This is a genomic window from Brakhagea slesvicensis (assembly GCF_052161625.1).
In the GTDB taxonomy this organism is placed as follows: domain Bacteria; phylum Planctomycetota; class Planctomycetia; order Pirellulales; family Pirellulaceae; genus JBKCUI01.
This window is the reverse complement of the sequence record NZ_CP197412.1, coordinates 4689943-4708161: the sequence shown is the minus strand read 5'-3', so window position 1 is coordinate 4708161 and position 18219 is coordinate 4689943. Positions and strand designations below refer to the sequence as shown.

The window sequence follows — 18219 nt, the reverse complement described above, 5'->3', positions numbered from 1 at the left end:
TCGATCATTCTTCGTCGAGGATCGGGGCTTGGTCTGGAAGCCGCTTGAGATAAAGTCCCCATACAAAAAACAAGGCGGCGACAAGTCCATACCCCGTTGCCATGATCCAAACGCGTTGAAGCAGTTCGGCTGGAATCGTCCAAGCCGAAACTTGGGAGTCTCCCCAAGGTAAGAAGATCGCGTTGCTCGCCACCGGGGAATGAATGAATCCAAAAAGCGTTCCCACCATCGCCAATATCGTGAACGCGCAAGCGGCAACCATGCGGCGATCGATCGCCATCGCGAGGATCGAAGCCCAAAGAAGGCTGGTGAGAACGAACCCATTCTTGAGCATCAACACCACCATCAAATTCTCCTGCAAATCGGGGCGGAGAGTCAGTCGCTTCTCTACATTCGCAATCGAATCTTGCAAGGCCGTATTGTCACCCACCCCCTCCTTCAGCGTTTGAAGAGATGCATGCAGATCGCTGGCGCGCGGAGGGCCGGAAAGTTGCAAACCCACTCCACCCAGAATCTGGTCGGCAAACAGAAACGCGAGGAATGCCAAAGAAGGAACGCAGGCCAGCACCAACGCCGGATAATGCCGCTTCGGGGTGGCTTGAAAACTCTGCGATGAGATCTCCAGACCGACAAAGATCAAAATAGGGAAGACAGCCGCCTTGGGGACCAGCATATAGAAATATTCAAATCCCCCTACGATGCCCAGGAGTCCAACCGTCAGGGCGGTTCCCAGGGTGTAAGCGGCTTTGCCACCCATCGCCTTGTAGGCTGGATGTCCAATGTAGGGGGTCGTTTGAATGACTCCGCCACATAGCCCCGCGACCAAGGTCGCCAGCGCTTCTACCCCTAGAACTTGAGAGGTAGAGTAATGATCCCCGGCCGCGGCAGCCGATTCGGTGCAATCCAATCCCCCCACCACGGTCGCCAAGGCAAAAGGAATGACGATAGGCAAGTAATTCAATGCGGCTCCGAGTTGATGGAGCCAGTCGAATTGAAATACCTGCAACCACCCCGTTGGCATCCAGCCCACATCGAGCGATTCTCCGACGAGCAAAGGTCGCCCCAGAACCGCAGCGGAAAGGTAATGAATCCCGCAGCCGACCACGAGAGCGACCACCGTTCCAGGAATCTTGCCCGGAAACGGAACGTTACCGATCAAACTGGTCAAGACGATCGCCAACGCGACCAACCCCACCAACGGTTCATGAAGAATGTCGATCAATGGAACGAAACTGATAATTACCAAGGCGATGGAGGTCAGGGACCCAAAAAGTCCTGCCCTGGGAATGACCCGGCGAATACTGGGCCCAAGTATGGAACACGCAAGTTTGAAGATGCCGGAGTAGATCATCGAGGCGATGCCGATTCCCCAAGCGAACCGAGCCGCATCCATTTGGGAAGCGCCACCTGACTGCGCCGCGAGAAATGCAGGGCCGATCACAAAAATCGTAATTCCGAAGATACTGGGAGTATCCAGCCCAAGCGGCATTGCCGTCACGTCGCTTCTGCCCGTCTTTTTGGCCAGCCGAAAGGCCAACCATGTGTAGAGCAGATCCCCGACCATGACCCCAATGGCGGTCCCGGGGACCATCGAGCCAACCACAAATTCGGCCGGCATTCCAAAAACCCCTACCAGCAGCCCCACCGTGAGCAAAAGCCCCGCGAGGTTGTCCAAAAGCAATCCGAAGTAAGCATTGACGTCTCCGGAGGCTCGCCAAGGGTACCGTTGGTGGGATTCCATGAATTCTCCCGAGTTGGTTTGATAGCAATCACAAGCCGGTAGAAGCTACCGATCAAGTGCTTTCTGTCAATCATTTTCCTACGCGATCCAATCAAGCTTTTCGCCTCAACAAGACCGCAAAAAAGATTGGTGTGACAATTCTTTGACGTCCTGGGCCCATAAGAGCTAGAATGAAAGGGCTGCGGCGAGCGACTGGCTCTGTCGTAGGAACTGCTGCAATTTCGGTTTCCGATCTGCCCATAAGGGTTTGCAAGAATGAATCGACCATGCAAATACTTGGACAAGGATGGAATGAATGGGACTGTTCCCGCGGGGCCTGTTCCCTCGGGGCCAATTCCCACGGGGCCAATTCCCACGGGGACTCTTCCCGCTGGACGTGCGCCGCTTGGGGCTCATGAACCCGATTTGTTCGAACCATCTCATGAGCTTGCCTCTCCCCCTCAAATTGCGGATGAGGACATGGTGCAGGAGTATCTTCAGACTCGATCCAGATCGGTCTTTGAGCAATTGGTTCGACGATACGAACGGGAACTCTATACGTATCTCCGTCGTTTTATCGGCGACGCTCAAGCGGCGGAGGATGTCTTCCAAGCGACGTTTTTGAGCGTGCATCTTCGGATCGAACAGTTCGAACCAGGACGTCGCTTCCGACCTTGGTTGTATGCGATCGCGAGCAACAAGGCGATCGACTATATGCGCCGCAATAAGCGTCATCAGATCGGCAGCCTCAACGCTCCCGCCCCTTCATCGGATCGCGACGAGACCTTGATGCACAAACTTGCAAGCCCCGCGGCCCTGCCCGAAACGGAGGCGATTTCGAGAGAAACCGAGGCGCGTGTCCGGGAGGCTCTCCAGCAACTGAGCGAACCCACCCAGCAGTTGATCCAACTCGCCTTTTACCAAGGCATGAAATACTCCGACATCTCCGAGACGCTCCAAATTCCTGTTGGTACCGTAAAGAGTCGAGTTTTTACCGCAATTCGCAAACTCAACGCGATTTGGATGCGTATGAACCAAGAGGATTCACCCAATGAGTCGAATCCACCCACGCCTTAAAAGTTTGGCAGGCCTCTGTGGTTTGGCGGCTTGGACTCGCCCATAGTCCACCGACACCTGAGCTCTATTTGTTTGCAACCCGCTTTTCTGATCGTCGCAATGACCCAACATCAGCGTCAACCGATTTCAGACGAGACACTGCTCGGGTATATCCTGTCGGCTCTCCCTATAGAGGAGAGCGATGAAATCGATTCGAGATTGCTCTGGGATCTGGAACTCCAGCAGCGGTTGATCGACCTTCGCGAGTTGCTTGCTCCTTTCGCGGAGGCTTCGCCGGAGGCTTATGAGCCATCGGGTGACCTAGTGGCCCGTACTCTTTCCCAACTTGGCGCCCCACCAGCATCTGACTTGAACCCAAACCACGAGTCGCGCTCCGGTAGAGCTTCTTCGTCGCGATTTACGACCGTGATGGAATCGGCGAGTCGACAGACTCGGTGGGCTTGGATCGATAGTCTTGCCATGGTCGCGGCAGGTGTCACACTTCTTTGTGTCTTGCTTCCGAGCGTCTGGTATTCGCGCGAAGAATCGAGACGGCTGGCTTGTTCGCAAAATCTGAGGAAGTTTGGAAGTGCTCTACATGAGTATGCGAGCTTCAATGCGCGGGGTGAATTGCCGAGCATCGATATTGAGGGACCTCTCGCTTTTGCTGGATCCTATGTGTTGAAACTCAATGAATCCCAGCTCCTCGAATCAAGCGATTTGGTCTGGTGCCCCACTCAACAGTCGGCACCGAAACATTTAGGTATTCCCAACATGCAACAATACCTTGCATCTTCCCTGGAGCAGCAGCGATCTTGGATCAAAACGATCGGTGGGAGCTATGCCTACCATTTGGGAAACATCGTCGATGGCCGATACGAAACTCCGCGTATCGCTTCCGTCCGTCGAACCGAACAGCCCGCTCATGATTTTGTCCCGATCGTCGGTGACGCCGTCGATGTTGCGATGCTTGAGGATGAATCCAAGGCGTTTTCCCACGGCCCCCAAATCAGCAACCTCCTGTACAAAGATGGGCGAGTTCATTCAGTCCGGCTTCGGAACCTGCAATCCACCGAGGGACTGGATCATCCGTACTTGAATCGGCATCAAGCGAGAGCGGTGGGAATTGGACAAGACGATACCTGCCTTGCCCCAAGCTTCGTTCCCCCTGTCAGCGTGAACGAGAACTGGATGATCACCAACCCGATCAAGTAACCGTTGCGAATCGCGTGACAAACCTCTTACTTTTGCAGTCCCCGCCAGTGCGGTGCGATTTTCGTCAATGCTATTTGGTGCAGTGACTTGTTCGCAGCACAAATACTGCTGGGACCATGCAACGGCAATGGATTGCCATCACAGTCGGTGCAAACGCCTCCTGCTTCGTGAACAAAAAGTTGCCCCGCCGCGAAATCCCATGGGTGGAGTTGGTATTCGAAGAAAACTCCATACTGGCCACATCCGAGATTGCACAAATCGAGCGCGGCGGCCCCAAATCGACGCATTCCGTGAATATGGCATTCAAAAAACGTGGCGATCGTGTCGAGCGTCGCTCGCATCATCGCTCCGCGGTCATAATAGAATCCACAAGCGACAAGGACTTCATCCAGTCGAGTTGCATCGCACACGTGTTGCTGACCTTGAGAAGTCCAAGCTCCTTGACCGCGAGCGGCAAGGTACCAGTCTTGCGAGATGGGATTGTGAACGATTGCCAGCTCGGGTTCACTGTTCCGGTAGTAGGCGATGGAGATCGCGAAGTGCGGTATGCCATGCAGGTAATTGCTAGTCCCGTCCAACGGATCGATGATCCACAAATGTTCCGATGTGGAAACGATCGAAGTTTGAGACTCCTCCGCCAAGAATCCATGATCGGGATGAGATCGACGCAGTGTTTGCAGAATCGCGAACTCGGCTGCCTTGTCAGCCTCCGACACGAAGTTGGCTGTCCCCTTGGATTCGACGCCAATCGATTTGCCAAACCGCTCCTTCAGCTCGACGCCAGCCTTAACAGCCGCCTCAAGAGCGATTTCTAAGGAGGGATGTCGCACAGGCAAGCGGCGAACCGAATCGGGTAGTTGCATAAATAAACTTTCGACCTTAGTTAGCTATCCATCGCAGTACGCGTTCGCGTCCACGCGATGGGAGCGAAGATCAACAGGGGTGCCCATGCAGCAGCTGCCGGAGTGAGCAAAGTGCCGTTGGCTCCGAGTGTACGAATGCCAATACTAAGCCCGAAAAAAATGGCGTAGCTCACCACGCACGATGCAATCATGCTTACCAAATTTCGGCTCCGTGTAGACAAGATCAACGGAATGCCAATAAGCAACTGTGTGAAGTCGAGTAACGGTTGAAGGAACCGTGAATGCACCATGACCTGCATATCCGCGCCAAAAAATGCCGATTGGTTTTTAACTCGCCAAACCAGTTCTGCTGTCGATGCGAATTGCTTGGCCCCGCCCCCCAAAAGCAGATCGAATTCCAAGTCGCTCGGTATAAAGCAATCTGTAGGAGCCAACCAAGACGTATCGGATGGCAGATACAGATAGACAAGGTCGTCCTTGCGAACGGATGGAAGTCCAGCAATCGGTTCCGCCGATTGAAAATTGTGTACGAGATATCCAGCCGGATGATGGTCGTTCGACGCCAGGAACTCGGCTTGCTCTCCCAGTATTTGCCTCGTGATCGAGGAAGGGGGCCCAGTGAACTTGAACGCAGGATTGACAATCAATCGCTTCGCAGGAATGGTGTGGCGACCGACGACCAATATGCCGCGATCGTGATCTTCCGCGGGCTTCAACGGTTCAATCGTCTCGCCCGTCAATTCCGGCGGGGTCTTGCTCAAGATTTCGCTGAATCTCGGGATGGCTGTCTCTCGTAAGATCGCTGCCAGAACGATCATCATCATCGAAGCCAGGATAAGTGGCGTTGCAATTCGCCCTTTGCTGATTCCTGCTGCGAGAATAGCGGTAAGCTCATTCGTGCGGCTAAGCCACGCGAAGACGAACATCGTGGCCAACAACGTGATCAATCCACACAATCGATCAAACAGACTGATCATCTGGGGACCAAAGTACGCGAGAAGCCCGCGTGCAAATCCACCTTGAGCTTTTCCGAACATGACAAACTCGTCCACGTTCGTGAAAAGTTGGACGACGATGAGGAGACCGGAGAGTGTTAGGAAACATACGACGAAGACTCGACCGTACAGAAACAGGATGTAACGATCAATCTGAGTCATAAAGCGACAGCACTCCCCAAAATCCAATCCAACAGATTCGAGAAAGAATCACTTACCAAGGGCATAGTCGCTGTAGATCGCAGTCGCTTGAACCTTAGGGATCATGCGAGGGATCGGTACCAAGTCAAATGCGACTGTCAACTTCGAGAAGTTCTCTATGCGCAATTTCTTATCCACGACTTGAAGCTCCGGAACGATCTTGGAATCGACTATGTCATCCAACAAAATCCTCGGCGTCTGCGAGGTGCCATACTGGGAATGGGTGACTCCCGCGGTACCTGCAAATCGATTGACAACGGCCAAGATCGCGGGATCGTAAGTGAAATTGTTTTGCTTGTCCGTGGTTCCGAGTTTTTCGAATCCACCCACGCAGACAATGCTCTGGTTGCGATCATGAAATTGGTACGCTTCGTAGCCTGCCAGCCGAAGGGTCTTGGTCACCAAGTACGCCTTCTCGGCTGCTTGCTCCAATTGCGACGCTTGGGTTACAGCCTCGTCTTTGTCCGTGCTTCTGCCCCATGAAACGTATGAGTCGGTACCCCGAAGCGTGAGAATTTGTACGGTGAACTTCTTCTCGCATTGGAGCAAGTTGAATTCGTCGAACGGCTTCTCCTGATTCATCTTCCGAACAAATCGGTCCACCTCAGGCGAACGGTAATACTCCGCTGGCAGCAGTGGATTGCGCGTTTTGAATGCAAAACGCATTGGACCGGTTCCGACGATTTTTTCCGCATTCGCCTTGGGTTTCAACAAACCTTGTAGATAGCTTCGATACTCGTTGGTTGAGACGGAATCATTTCCCTTCGATTTTGCATCGGGGGACATGATAAACTTGGGCTGAATGTTCTTGATCTTCGTCAAGGTGTCGTCGATGGCCGCGCCATCCATCGAGTCAAAGTCACCAACCAGAACCGCGCACGTCTCCAAAACTCGATCATCACGGTATCGCATCTTGCGTTCTTTTCCGTCTTCGGTGATCCCCGCGCCGGTAACCGACTGCGAGTAATCGAAGGACTTCGGCAAGCAATACGCATTGAGTGCGTAATCTTTTCGAAGCTCGGCCGCCAATTGAACCGCCTTCTTCTTCGCACCGTCACCTTCAAACGTATAGGCCAAGATCAGCCAGGGTCCGTGTTCGTTCTTCAGTTCCAAATCGGCAGCGGTGAAAGGCTTGGACTGCCCGTACGCAACTTGAGGATGCACCAGCGCACAACTCCCCCAAAACACCAATACCAATGCCTGCAACGCCCAGGCCAGCCGACTGCATGATGTCCGACTGCACGCCATGGGAGATCTGCAATCTCGATTCAACATGATTCCATCCTCATCTTGTCAGGTTCTCGGTGGAAACGCCGGAGCTTTGTGGGACCGATCCCACCGACGCTTTCCTGCGTCATAGCAATTCTCGCACCGTGTCGGCTAGACCATTTTTCCTCGCTCTCTATAAATCCTGTACCCAATGCGGGTTTCTCCTCAGAAAGCCAGGGCCTGCCCCGCAATGGAAGCTAAGATCTCCATGAACGCTATTTATCGCTAGCAATACCATGATCCGAATCACCTGTTTATTCCTATTAATCGTTGCATTCCACAATGCCCCGACGACGCTCGGAGGTGAAAACGTATTGCTGCTCCCAGAAGCGATCGATGCGAAAAACCCTCCCAAGCTGCTCCTACATGGGGGGGGCAAAATCACGGACGATGTCTTCGAAAAGTTCGTCGAGCTCTCGGGTGGGAAAAAGGCACGTATCGTCTTCATTCCCAACGCCGGATATAGGCAGGCGGAGTTCGATTCCGACGAAGAGTTCCTCGAGGCTCTTCACGAACGCTTTAACGCTTGGCCTCATTTGGAGTCCTCCGGGCAGATTGAAAGCTTCCGTTTTCTTTACACCGACGAGCCGGACGACGCCGACGACGAGGATTTCATTCGCCCTCTCCAGGAGGCCACTGGCGTCTGGTTCTCGGGGGGTGCACAAGGCCGATTGAACTATCGCTATGTCGGAGAGTTTCCAGCCCGAACGAAGTTCCAATTCGCCCTCTCGGAGTTGCTAGAGCGGGGAGGTGTCGTTGGGGGGACATCCGCTGGCATGGCTGCGCTCCCCGAAATCATGACGCTTTGGCAGGAGGACCATGAAGATGGTAGTCCGGCGTCTGCGGTTGCCGTACACGGACTCGGCCTGATGCGAGGCGCGATCGTTGAGCAACACTTCGACACCGTCGGGGGAAGACTCGAACGCTTTACCGGATTGCTGCGCGATGCGGCTCGGCTGAACCGACTTTCCGGTCGTCCCAATGCAGGTCAAACCATGGTTGGCCTCGCGGTCGAAGAAAGCACCGCACTGATCGTCGAAGGGAACGTGCTCTCCACTCTCGGAATTGGGAATTCTCACATCTTCTTGCGTGAGCCGACCCTCCGCGCCTTGGAATGGTACGAACTCCCCAGCGGCGAGTCCGCACAATTGGAACGTTCTCCAAATCAAGGCACGGCGTTGATGCGGCTAGAGCTGCCCAAAGAAACACGCAATCCCCTCGACGACGGACGTTAAGCGTCAACCGACTCGGTGGTGAGCGGGAATCGGATGGCGTTTTCACTTCGGGGTGCGGTTGTGATAAACTAAAGGTTCTTCGGCAATACAACAGCCGGAGGCACCCGCCTGATTTCCTTCCCATCATCCCGTTTGTTTCGTCATTCGCTTATGCCATCCACGCGATCCCCCGGGATTCTTGATCTGTTTCGACTCGCGATCCATCACCGAACGCTTGTGTGCTTCGTTGCGGGGCTCATGGTGTGGTGGTGCCCGTCCGGTCACGCTCAGCCGCAAACGGTGGAATTCAACCGAGACATTCGACCCATTCTCTCGGACAACTGTTTCTTTTGTCATGGTCCAGATGCGAATCGTCGCGAAGCGGACTTGCGATTGGATCGGGCCGAAGACGCTCTCCAAAAGTCGATCGTGCCGGGTGATGCGAAAGCGAGCGAACTGGTCGCGAGAATCTTCAGCGAGGAGGCCGATGAGAAAATGCCTCCACCGGCATCCCATAAAACTCTCACCGCCGCGCAAAAAGATCTGCTCAAACGATGGGTCGAACAAGGAGCCGTTTACCAAAAACATTGGGCGTATGAACCTCCAAGAAAATCATCGATCCCTCCCAGCATCCATCCCATCGACCACCTGGTAAATCAAAAGTTATCGGAACAAAATATTGCACCGGGGAAGTTCGCGGATCGCCGGACTTTGATTCGACGCCTTTATTTTGACTTGCTTGGCTATCCCCCTTCCGCAGATCAAGTCAAGGTGTTCGTAGAAGACGAAGCTCCGAATGCCTACGAGCAACTTGTCGACTCCATTCTCAACAGCCCTCACTTTGGAGAGCGCATGGCGATCGGTTGGCTCGATGTCGTTCGTTTCGCTGATACGATTGGATACCACAGCGACAACCCCCGAAACATCTGGCCCTACCGCGATTATGTGATCCGCAGTTTCAATGAGAATAAACCCTTTGATCGCTTCACGATCGAACAAATTGCAGGAGATCTCCTACCTGACGCAAACCAGGAGACCAAGGTTGCGTCGGCATTCAATCGCCTTCTCCTTTCCACCGAAGAGGGTGGCTCGCAACCCAAGGACTACGAGCAACGCATGTTGACGGACCGTGTCCGCGCGATCGGGACTGTGTGGCTGGGACAGACGACCGGATGTGCTCAATGCCATGACCACAAATTCGATCCGATCACCATGCGCGACTTCTATTCGCTCGGCGCGTTCTTTGCCGACATCCAAGAGCCTATCATCGGGGCGAGAGAACCCGGAATGATGGTCATGACCGACGAGCAAAGTCGTGAGTGGGAGGAAGCCCGGCGGGAACTCGATCGGCTCCAAAGCCAATTGGATGCCCCCCATCCTGAATTGGACGAAGAGATGCGTCGCTGGGAGGAAGACCAAGTGGCTCGTCTCCAGCGTGATGAAAAGTGGACGGCTGTCCGCCCGTCCAAGGCTCATTCGGTCAAGAAGAATTTGAACCTCCGATTGGATAAGGACGGAAACGTTCTAGCGAAAGTCGACGAAAAGAGAGCGACCCGTTCGCAGAGTGATGGGACCGACGTTTATATCGTCGAACTTCCTGCCTTGAGCGAATCGATGACCGGACTGAGATTGGATGCGCTCCCTGAAGGCCCGAAAGGAATCGGCCTTGCCGCCAACGGAAACTTTGTCTTGAGCGAAATCACGGCAGAGGTCGACGGAAAGGCATTGGAAATCGAGAAGGCTACTGCAACATACGAACAGCCTAGCTTCCCCGCATCCAACGCTGTCGATGGGATTTCCGATCAACGCGATAACGGTTGGGCTGTCTTAGGTGGTGAAAAAGCAGTGCAATCGATTTACCTTCAATGGAAATCGCCTCAAGGTACTGGGACAGGTCCTTGGAAAATCAAGCTTGTTTTTAATTGGGGTGGGGAGCATGCGATCGCGAAATTAAGAATTCAAACGACCTCCCAACCTCCTCCGATCCAAAGTCCAAGCTCTTCATCTGTCTCACCATCCTTGGCCAAAATTCTGCTAACCCCCGTTGCAGATCGAACCGAGGGACAAAAGAACGAGCTACTGCAAGGGTTCAAGCAATCGACGGAGTCGCTTCGAGCGCTCCGGACGAAACTGTCGGAAGCGAAAAAGAGAACGTCGGATCTAGAGAACACGTTTCCCAAATGCCTGGTTTCTGTTAGCTCACCTTCGAAACGGACGGTCCGCATCCTCCCTCGCGGGAATTGGATGGATGAATCAGGGGAAGTCGTTCAGCCCGCTTTCCCTGCTTACTTGCCTCAACCTCCCGCGGCTGCAGGTGGGTACAACCGGTTGGATCTCGCGAAATGGTTGGTGAGTTCCGAGAACCCCTTGACGGCGAGAACGGTGATGAACCGACTGTGGAAACAGCTATTCGGCGCAGGCCTCAGCAAGGTTCTGGATGATTTGGGAGCTCAAGGCGAAACGCCACCCAACCTCCCGCTCCTGGACCACTTGGCGTGCGAGTTCGTCGATCGCGGTTGGGACATGAAACATATGGTGCGATTCATCGTCACCAGCGAAACCTACCGACGTGCTTCGAATGCCACTCCGGATCAACTCGAAAGAGATCCCGACAATCGCTACTGGAGCAGGCAGACTCCCTTCCGAATCGATGCCGAACTAGTGCGCGATACGGCCCTTCGGATATCCGGTCTTCTTGTACAGAAGATCGGAGGTCCCAGTGTGAAGCCTTATCAGCCTGAGAGTTATTGGGAGAACCTCAATTTCCCGGTCCGTAAATACCAATCGGACACAGGGAGCAATCAATATCGCCGAGGTCTCTACACGTGGTGGCAAAGGAGCTTTCTCCATCCGAGCATGCTCGCATTCGACGCTCCAACCCGCGAGGAATGTGCGGCGGATCGGAACCGCTCGAACATTCCGCAGCAAGCGTTAGTGCTTCTCAACGACCCCAGCTACGTCGAAGCCGCTTGCGCGTTTGCGGAAAAGATCATGCGATCAAAATCCCCAGAGCTGGAGGAACGCATCCGTTTCGCTTGGCAGGAGACGCTTCAACGCGACCCAACGCCCCCCGAATTGGAGGCCGTGCGATCGGCTTGGGAAGATCGGATGAAGTCGTATTCCGATCGCGAGAACGATGCAAAGACGCTTACAACTTCGGGGTATCGAGATGTTCCGGAAGATCTCGATCGAATTCAATGGGCTGCTTGGACACATGTATGTCGCATCCTATTGAATTTGCATGAGACGATCACTCGTCCGTAATGGCTCAGCCACGAAACTTAGTTCTTGTTAAAACGAAATTCGATCATGCATTCCAAAACAACAGAATTGCGAAGACGGCTTTTCTTGGGCCGCACCTCGCAGGGCTTAGGTGGACTCGCGCTGGCGACTTGTTTGTCCCCCGATTTATTTGCGGAGGGGACCGATTCATCGAACGAGTCCAAGGGGGTTATTCCCAAACTCGCGTACCCGCAAAAAGCGAAGCGAGTTATTTGGCTCACCATGGCGGGTGGCCCTTCTCAATTGGAGACATTCGATCCCAAGCCCAAATTGGCGGAGATGGATGGGAAACCCATGCCGGAATCGATGACCAAAGGGCAGCAGCTTGCTCAGCTTCAGGGTCAACCTCTGAAATGCTTCGCTCCTCAGCATCCGTTCAGCAAATTCGGATCGAATGGGACTGAAATCTGCTCGCTCTTTCCCCATATCGGCTCGGTGCTCGACGATATCTGTTTGATCCGATCGATGACGACGGAAGCGATCAACCATGACCCGGCTCACATGTTTATGAACACGGGTTCCCAAATCGCGGGGCGGCCAAGCATGGGTGCATGGGTCACGTACGGGCTTGGGTGCGAATCGGAGAATTTGCCAGGCTTCGTCGTGCTGACCTCCCTTGGAAAAGGGGGCCAAAACCAACCCATTGCGGCTCGCCAATGGAGTAGTGGCTTTTTGCCTACCAAGTTTCAAGGGGTGCAGTTGCGTTCCCAAGGGGATGCGGTGCTTTACCTCAACAGCCCGGGAGGGATGCGATTGGAGGACCAAGGCCGCGACATCGAGTCCATCAATCTGCTGAACAAACAATATGCCCTGACAGTGGATGACCCAGAAATTGCGACGCGTATCGCCCAATACGAGATGGCGTTCAAGATGCAGACGAGTATTCCCGAGTTGATGCAGACGGATCGAGAGTCTGCGAGCACGCTTGAGCTTTACGGTTGCCAGCCGGGAGATGGTTCGTTCGCCTCCAATTGCTTGCTCGCCCGTCGCTTGGCAGAGAGGGGAGTTCGGTTTATCCAGCTCTACCACAAAGATTGGGATCACCACGGCGGTGTCAAAGAGGGTATCGAGTTCAAGGCGAAGGAAATCGATCGCGCTTGTATGGCCCTCATCACCGATCTCAAACAACGAGGAATGTTCGAAGATAGTCTGATCGTTTGGGCCGGGGAATTTGGCCGAACCCCGATGTCGCAGGGAGGAAACGGCCGAGATCACCATAACAAGGCCATGTCGGTCTGGCTTGCAGGGGCGGGAGTCCGAGGCGGCATCGTCTATGGCGCAACAGATGAGTTGGGATATGCCGCAGTCGAGGATATAGCCAATGTTCACGATCTGCACGCCACGATGCTTTACCTCATGGGAATCGAGCACTCCTCTTTTTCGGTCAAGTTCCAGGGACTCGATGCCAAACTAACGGGCGTCGAAGGAGCGACGGTCATGCGAAGGATTCTCGCGTCGACCTAAATCGATTGCTTCCCAAATGTGACAGCGGCTTTCATGATCTCGGGCTTGTAATCGAGATCGGTAGGCAAGCGAAAGGGCCCTGGGTCGAGCGGATCTCGAAGCCTTGGCTCTGTTGGCACCAGTCGCTTGAACTCGATCTCGGCCGTTTCTCCCGGCGCGAATTTTCGCAACTCACGACGGAGATCATCGAAGCTTTTCAGCTCCACATTATTGACCTTCATGATCTGATCGCGATACCGAAGCCCCGCGCGTGCAGCAGCCGAATTCTCGATGACGCGGTCGATTACCAACGAATTCGCTTGGCTCAGCACTCCCAGGTAAGCCCCGCGTGAAACGAACAACTCGATATCACTGAGCTGATCGAGCGCCTGGCGGCCCCCGTCGAGGGACATATTCGTGCCGAAGATCCACAACGTTTGTGTTACTGGGAATTCACGCAGATGCGGGATCAATTCGTCTCCAACTGGCACATAGGAAAGCTCGAGAATATTGAGCTCGGGCCCATCCTTGATCACGAGTAAATCCTCTGTGGTCAACTTCGCATCGACGATTTGCAGGTGGTTCAAATTAGGAAGCTTTAACACTGCCTTCAGGACGTCAGGCGTAATCTTGGAACCTTCCAGCCTCGCAAATCGAATCCAATCGACATGGTCCAAGTCTTGAAGATCTTCCGCCGTGCCTTGAAATCCTTCATTGATATCTAGCGGATCATTGACTTGGAGCAATTGCGATCGACTGGGAAAGCTCAAACGCATCTCTGGCGATAACCTTTGAATTCGCTCCCAAACGCTTTGTCCCACCTGCAAGCGAACCGCTTCATGGACTCGAGCGGCTTGCAACCCACGGCTCCCTGTTGTTTCGTTTGCAAGTCGTTTGAGCAGCGCGGTAGCTTGTGATTTTCTTGGGGAGTGGTTCGAGCGTATCAGATCGCAAACGATCTCCAACATACGAGTAAATGCTTCACCGTCTGCCTTCCTCAGCGAGGCCTCGATCATCGGGAATGCGGCATCGGCATGTCGATAAAGTTGGTCGCTGGCCCATTCTCTCTTGCCGTAACTCTTGTCGCTCAGGTTTTCAATCCAGCCCAAGACCTGCGTTTCCGAAGGACCTTGGGACGATTCCCCTTCTACTGCCAAAACCGAGGATGCCAGAGCTGATGATGGTGGGGCCGATCCGTTCTGCGCCAAACAGAAAGCGGGCGCCATCAACGAGAACCCAGCAGCCAGAGGGAACACTCCCCAAACGGTGCGTCGGATCATCCTCCAACCCGAATAAAATGCTCCTGCCTGGCAAGTGCGAAAACGTCTAGTGCTTCGGTTCATAGGTCGATAGGCTTTGGCAATGGGCGGGCGTAAGACCCGCTGTTTCGATCGATCGCAACATCCTGACGGTTCAACCATGGAACATAGCTTTATCGCCTGGGCAAAACAACGTTCGTCGAAGCTCCCGCAGGTCAAGCTGGGGATCGGCGATGACTGTGCGCTTTTGGCCGGTTCAGCCGACGATTGCGTCGTCACCACGGACTCGCTTTGCGACGGCACGCATTTTATCCTATCGGAGTGCGGCGGTCGAAGGGCTGGACGCAAGCTCCTCGGGGTCAGCTTGAGCGATCTAGCCAGCATGGGGGCCACCCCCGTCGCTGCATTTCTGTCTCTTTGCCTACCCCGCGTTTCTGCAGGAGATATCGCCGCCGAGGTCTTCGAGGGGGTTCTCGAAATGGCCAAAGAATACTCGGTCGCCATCGCCGGCGGGGATACGAACGTCTGGGACGGGCCTCTCGCTCTCCATCTGACCGCCCTGGGAACCGCCGCGCCCGATCGCGCTTGGAAACGCTCAGGGGCCAAACCAGGGGATGCCATCGTCGTCACCGGAACGCTCGGAGGTAGCATTCTCGGAAAGCACCTCGATTTTAAACCCCGCCTGCACTTGGCACACAAACTGGCACAACTCGATATTGTCTCTGCAGCGACCGACATCAGCGATGGTTTGGGGATCGACCTCTTGAATGTCACCGTTGCGAGCCGCTGCGGAGCCGAAGTGGATTTGACCAAGATTCCAATCAGCGAAGCCGCCCACCAATTGGCAGAATCGTCGGGTCGCTCCCCCTTGGACCACGCTCTCGGGGACGGCGAAGATTTCGAGCTGCTGCTTGCGATTCCCAAGGAAAAAGTGAATCGGATGCCCGCGGAGATCGACGGCGTTCCCCTTACCCGCATCGGGGAAATGGTTGGCAGGACCGGCCTGTGGTCCAAAGAAAAAAGCGGTGTCAAACAGCTCCCGCCACGTGGCTATGTCCACGGATGACCCACAAAATCTTCAAAAATCACCCCTAATTCCTCCGAACCGTCAGGGGAAAGAGGGCTTGCATGCGACTCTTTTGGCATCATGAGCGCGCTGGCAATGAGATTACCCATGGAAGAAAAATCGGAGCAGATCGACTGGGGCAATGCGATCGATAGACATCGTCGCTGGTTGTCTACTGTTATCCATTCCCGGTTGGCCGACCACCAGGCGGCAGAAGACGTTTTGCAAGAGGTCGCACTTGCGGCCATTACACAACGGAGCCGTCCGGAGGATCCCGCAAAGATTGCACCTTGGCTCTATCGCATCGCCCTGCGAAAAGTCATCAACCATCACCGCTCCAACGGCAGACGAAAAAAACTGCTAGTGGGCGCCGCCGACGCGGGAAAAGGATCCGAATTATCGGACTCTCCCTGCCCAGGCGAATGGCTAATGAAATTGGAAAGCGATTCGGTCGTTGCGAGCGCCATTCAAAAACTATCCTCTCCAGATCGTCAAATCCTACTCCTCAAGTACACCGAAGGCTGGGGTTATCAGGATCTGGCAGATCACCTTGGAATTTCTATTAAGACTGTCGAATATCGCTTGCTCAAAGCTCGAAAGGCCTTGAGAGCAAAGCTGTCAACTTATTATTCCTAATCCCTTCGCAATATCGAAAAAACCAGACTCAATAGGTTCCCTTCCTATGATCGACCCCTTGCAACTTCAAGCGTTAGTAGACGGCGAATGCTCTCCCGGTCAGCGTCGCGAACTGCTCGAACATTGCGATTCCCATCCTGAGAATTGGAGGGAAGTCGCCCTCGCAATGCTGGAAGAGCAACAGTTCTCGAAGCAACTTCATCAAGTCGCAACACCAACTCTTGTCGCAACACGATCTCTTGTCGCAACACTGAACCCAACGGCGTGTCACCCATCGGAACCGGCTTCGCTCAAAATCGTCGCCTCCGAGCCATTAGCGAGCCTGCCGATCCCAAGCGCTCAAACCGTTCTGCATATCCCGCCGGTCAGTCGCAAGCAATCTTGGCGGCCTGTCCTCGCCGCTGGACTGATCGGGCTCGCCGCCTTTTGGGGCGGCCGCATGGTCCCCCATTCCAACTCGCATGAGTCGCACCCCAAAGACACATTGGCCACCAATCAATCCACCGTGTTCAAACCAGGCATCCAACCGAACAGCTCGGGTGCTGGCGGTCTCGGGGCACCCAACCAACTCGTTTCGGATCAATCCAATCCCTATGAGGGTCTGCCCGAAACAGACCTTAGGGTCCAAATCGGCAATCAAAACATCCCCATCTTCGACCCCAACGATATCGATCCTCAATTGGTACTGGCGCTGCAGGCCTACGAGATCCAAAAAGCCAACCAACGACTTCGGCAGCAAGGCTTCGAGATCGATTTGCGACCTGAGTATATGACCGGTCAATTGAACGATGGGCGGCAAGTCGTTGTACCAATCCACCAAGTTGGATTGCGGCCCTACGGGCAGTAAATCAACAGAGTTCATTTAGGATTTTATTTTTTGCTTAAGGATTGAATGATGAGATCTGTATTCAAACATTGGATTGCACCGGTGATCGCGATATCGGGTACGAGCGGCGTGATGTCCCCTCTCGCTTTCGCCCAGGACGAATCGAAAGAAGAGAAGAAGACGACAGCTATCATCGTGCGAGCGGAAGGCACTCAGCAAGCTGACATTCAAAAGAAGGTGGCTGAGGCACTGGAAAAAGCAGGTATCGCCGAAGAGATGAAGGCCAAAATTCTCAAAGAGGTCGCCGTGGCCGAAGAGAAAGCTCGACTGGCCGCAAAGAAGGGTGAACAGTCGGCGAAAAAGGCCGAGGCAGCTGCAGAGTTGGCCAAAGATGCCGAAGTTCAGATCATCGAACTCAACGGCGCGAAACCTGGCGAAGTGGTCGAACTGAGCGTAACAGGAGAGGGCGGTGTTCAACAGAGACTTAAACAACTCCGGGCGCGTGTTCTGCGTGATATGGCGGATCAAAAATACCGCATCGGAGTCGCTTGCCGCTCTGAAATGGCGGACGATGGCTCGAAGATCGAGAAACCCGAAGGCCAAGAAGGGCTGGTTGTCGAAAGCGTATTTCCTGATTCCCCTGCAGCGAAAGCAGGCGTGAAGGACGGGGACGTATTATTGATGATCGATGAGAAGCCCCTCAACGATGTCGATCAGTTGATGAAAGCAGTACAAGTCGCAGGGAAGGAAAATAAAGCCCTCAACATCGCTATAGCTCGCGACGAGGAAAAGCTCACGCTTCAAGTCAAGCCAGCTGAAATCAAAGACCTCGATCGCGTGGTAGAAAACATTGAACTAAACATGCCCTCCGGCGGTTGGCTCTTCCAAGGAACGCCGCTTCAGGAAATGCCCGGCCCCGGCGTTCAAGGACTCAATGCCGCTCGCGCTTTCTCTTTCTCAGCCGGCGACAAAGAATTGAAGACCGAGATTGAAAAACTACGGAAAGAAGTCGCCGAACTCAAGGAAATGATTCGCGAACTGAAAAAGTAAGTCCGCGAGACCGCACTCCTTATCATCGCCTCAACGCCCGATTCGCGAAGCCCCAACAGGCTTCGCGTTTTTTTATGCATCGTCGAACGGTCGTCCCCGACCGTTTTGCCACTTAGAAACGATC

14 protein-coding genes are annotated in these 18219 nt (G+C 54.2%); 9 read left to right on the top strand and 5 right to left on the bottom strand.

Annotation, left to right across the window (positions count from 1 at the left end; genetic code table 11):
• Nucleotides 1–4 precede the first annotated feature (4 nt).
• Entirely contained in the window at nucleotides 5–1741 is a 1737-nt protein-coding gene (locus tag SH467x_RS17810; RefSeq protein WP_482368445.1) for a permease, read from the bottom strand.
• Nucleotides 1742–1996: 255 nt separating this feature from the next.
• Between SH467x_RS17810 and SH467x_RS17805 the strand changes: the two genes are divergently transcribed.
• Nucleotides 1997–2797, top strand: coding sequence for an RNA polymerase sigma factor (locus SH467x_RS17805; RefSeq protein WP_482368444.1), 801 nt, complete (start codon nucleotides 1997–1999; stop codon nucleotides 2795–2797).
• Between the two features lie 99 nt (nucleotides 2798–2896).
• On the top strand, nucleotides 2897–3991 hold the full coding sequence (locus SH467x_RS17800) for a DUF1559 family PulG-like putative transporter (RefSeq protein ID WP_482368443.1): 1095 nt from the start codon (nucleotides 2897–2899) through the stop codon (nucleotides 3989–3991).
• A gap of 26 nt (nucleotides 3992–4017) precedes the next feature.
• On the opposite strand, the gene SH467x_RS17795 is transcribed toward SH467x_RS17800, so the two are convergent.
• Genes SH467x_RS17795 through SH467x_RS17785 form a run of 3 tightly spaced genes read right to left on the bottom strand, consistent with a single transcriptional unit; the run spans nucleotide 4018 to nucleotide 7325 of the window.
• Nucleotides 4018–4854 carry an inositol monophosphatase family protein gene (locus SH467x_RS17795; RefSeq protein ID WP_482368442.1) on the bottom strand — a complete coding sequence of 279 codons (837 nt, stop codon included), beginning with the start codon at nucleotides 4852–4854 and terminating at the stop codon, nucleotides 4018–4020.
• A gap of 20 nt (nucleotides 4855–4874) precedes the next feature.
• Nucleotides 4875–6011, bottom strand: a complete 1137-nt coding sequence (locus SH467x_RS17790) for an LptF/LptG family permease (protein ID WP_482368441.1) — start codon at nucleotides 6009–6011, stop codon at nucleotides 4875–4877.
• 48 nt (nucleotides 6012–6059) lie between these two features.
• Nucleotides 6060–7325: a hypothetical protein gene (locus tag SH467x_RS17785; RefSeq protein WP_482368440.1), complete on the bottom strand. Its 1266-nt coding sequence runs from the start codon at nucleotides 7323–7325 to the stop codon at nucleotides 6060–6062.
• Between the two features lie 230 nt (nucleotides 7326–7555).
• On the opposite strand from SH467x_RS17785, the gene SH467x_RS17780 reads away from it, so the two are divergent.
• The 3 genes from SH467x_RS17780 to SH467x_RS17770 all read left to right on the top strand — a co-directional run bounded on the left by SH467x_RS17780 (nucleotide 7556) and on the right by SH467x_RS17770 (nucleotide 13279).
• Entirely contained in the window at nucleotides 7556–8554 is a 999-nt protein-coding gene (locus SH467x_RS17780) for a cyanophycinase (protein WP_482368439.1), read from the top strand.
• Between the two features lie 150 nt (nucleotides 8555–8704).
• On the top strand, nucleotides 8705–11797 hold the full coding sequence (locus tag SH467x_RS17775; protein WP_482368438.1) for a PSD1 and planctomycete cytochrome C domain-containing protein: 3093 nt from the start codon (nucleotides 8705–8707) through the stop codon (nucleotides 11795–11797).
• Nucleotides 11798–11842: 45 nt separating this feature from the next.
• On the top strand, nucleotides 11843–13279 hold the full coding sequence (locus SH467x_RS17770; RefSeq protein ID WP_482368437.1) for a DUF1501 domain-containing protein: 1437 nt from the start codon (nucleotides 11843–11845) through the stop codon (nucleotides 13277–13279).
• Here the strand turns inward: SH467x_RS17770 and SH467x_RS17765 are convergent.
• On the bottom strand, nucleotides 13276–14538 hold the full coding sequence (locus tag SH467x_RS17765; protein WP_482368436.1) for a PDZ domain-containing protein: 1263 nt from the start codon (nucleotides 14536–14538) through the stop codon (nucleotides 13276–13278). The two genes, SH467x_RS17770 and SH467x_RS17765, sit on opposite strands and share 4 nt — an antisense overlap.
• A 139-nt stretch (nucleotides 14539–14677) precedes the next feature.
• Between SH467x_RS17765 and SH467x_RS17760 the strand changes: the two genes are divergently transcribed.
• The 4 genes from SH467x_RS17760 (at nucleotide 14678) to SH467x_RS17745 (ending at nucleotide 18095) form a co-directional block, all read left to right on the top strand.
• Nucleotides 14678–15583 (top strand): thiamine-phosphate kinase, encoded by a 906-nt coding sequence (locus SH467x_RS17760; protein ID WP_482368435.1) that lies wholly within the window; start codon nucleotides 14678–14680, stop codon nucleotides 15581–15583.
• A 108-nt stretch (nucleotides 15584–15691) separates the two neighbouring features.
• Nucleotides 15692–16219 carry an RNA polymerase sigma factor gene (locus tag SH467x_RS17755; RefSeq protein ID WP_168164586.1) on the top strand — a complete coding sequence of 176 codons (528 nt, stop codon included), beginning with the start codon at nucleotides 15692–15694 and terminating at the stop codon, nucleotides 16217–16219.
• A gap of 46 nt (nucleotides 16220–16265) precedes the next feature.
• The gene (locus SH467x_RS17750; RefSeq protein WP_482368434.1) at nucleotides 16266–17066 is read left to right on the top strand and encodes an anti-sigma factor; all 801 of its coding nucleotides are present in this window, start codon (nucleotides 16266–16268) and stop codon (nucleotides 17064–17066) included.
• Between the two features lie 45 nt (nucleotides 17067–17111).
• Nucleotides 17112–18095 (top strand): PDZ domain-containing protein, encoded by a 984-nt coding sequence (locus SH467x_RS17745; RefSeq protein ID WP_482368433.1) that lies wholly within the window; start codon nucleotides 17112–17114, stop codon nucleotides 18093–18095.
• Nucleotides 18096–18219 lie beyond the last annotated feature (124 nt).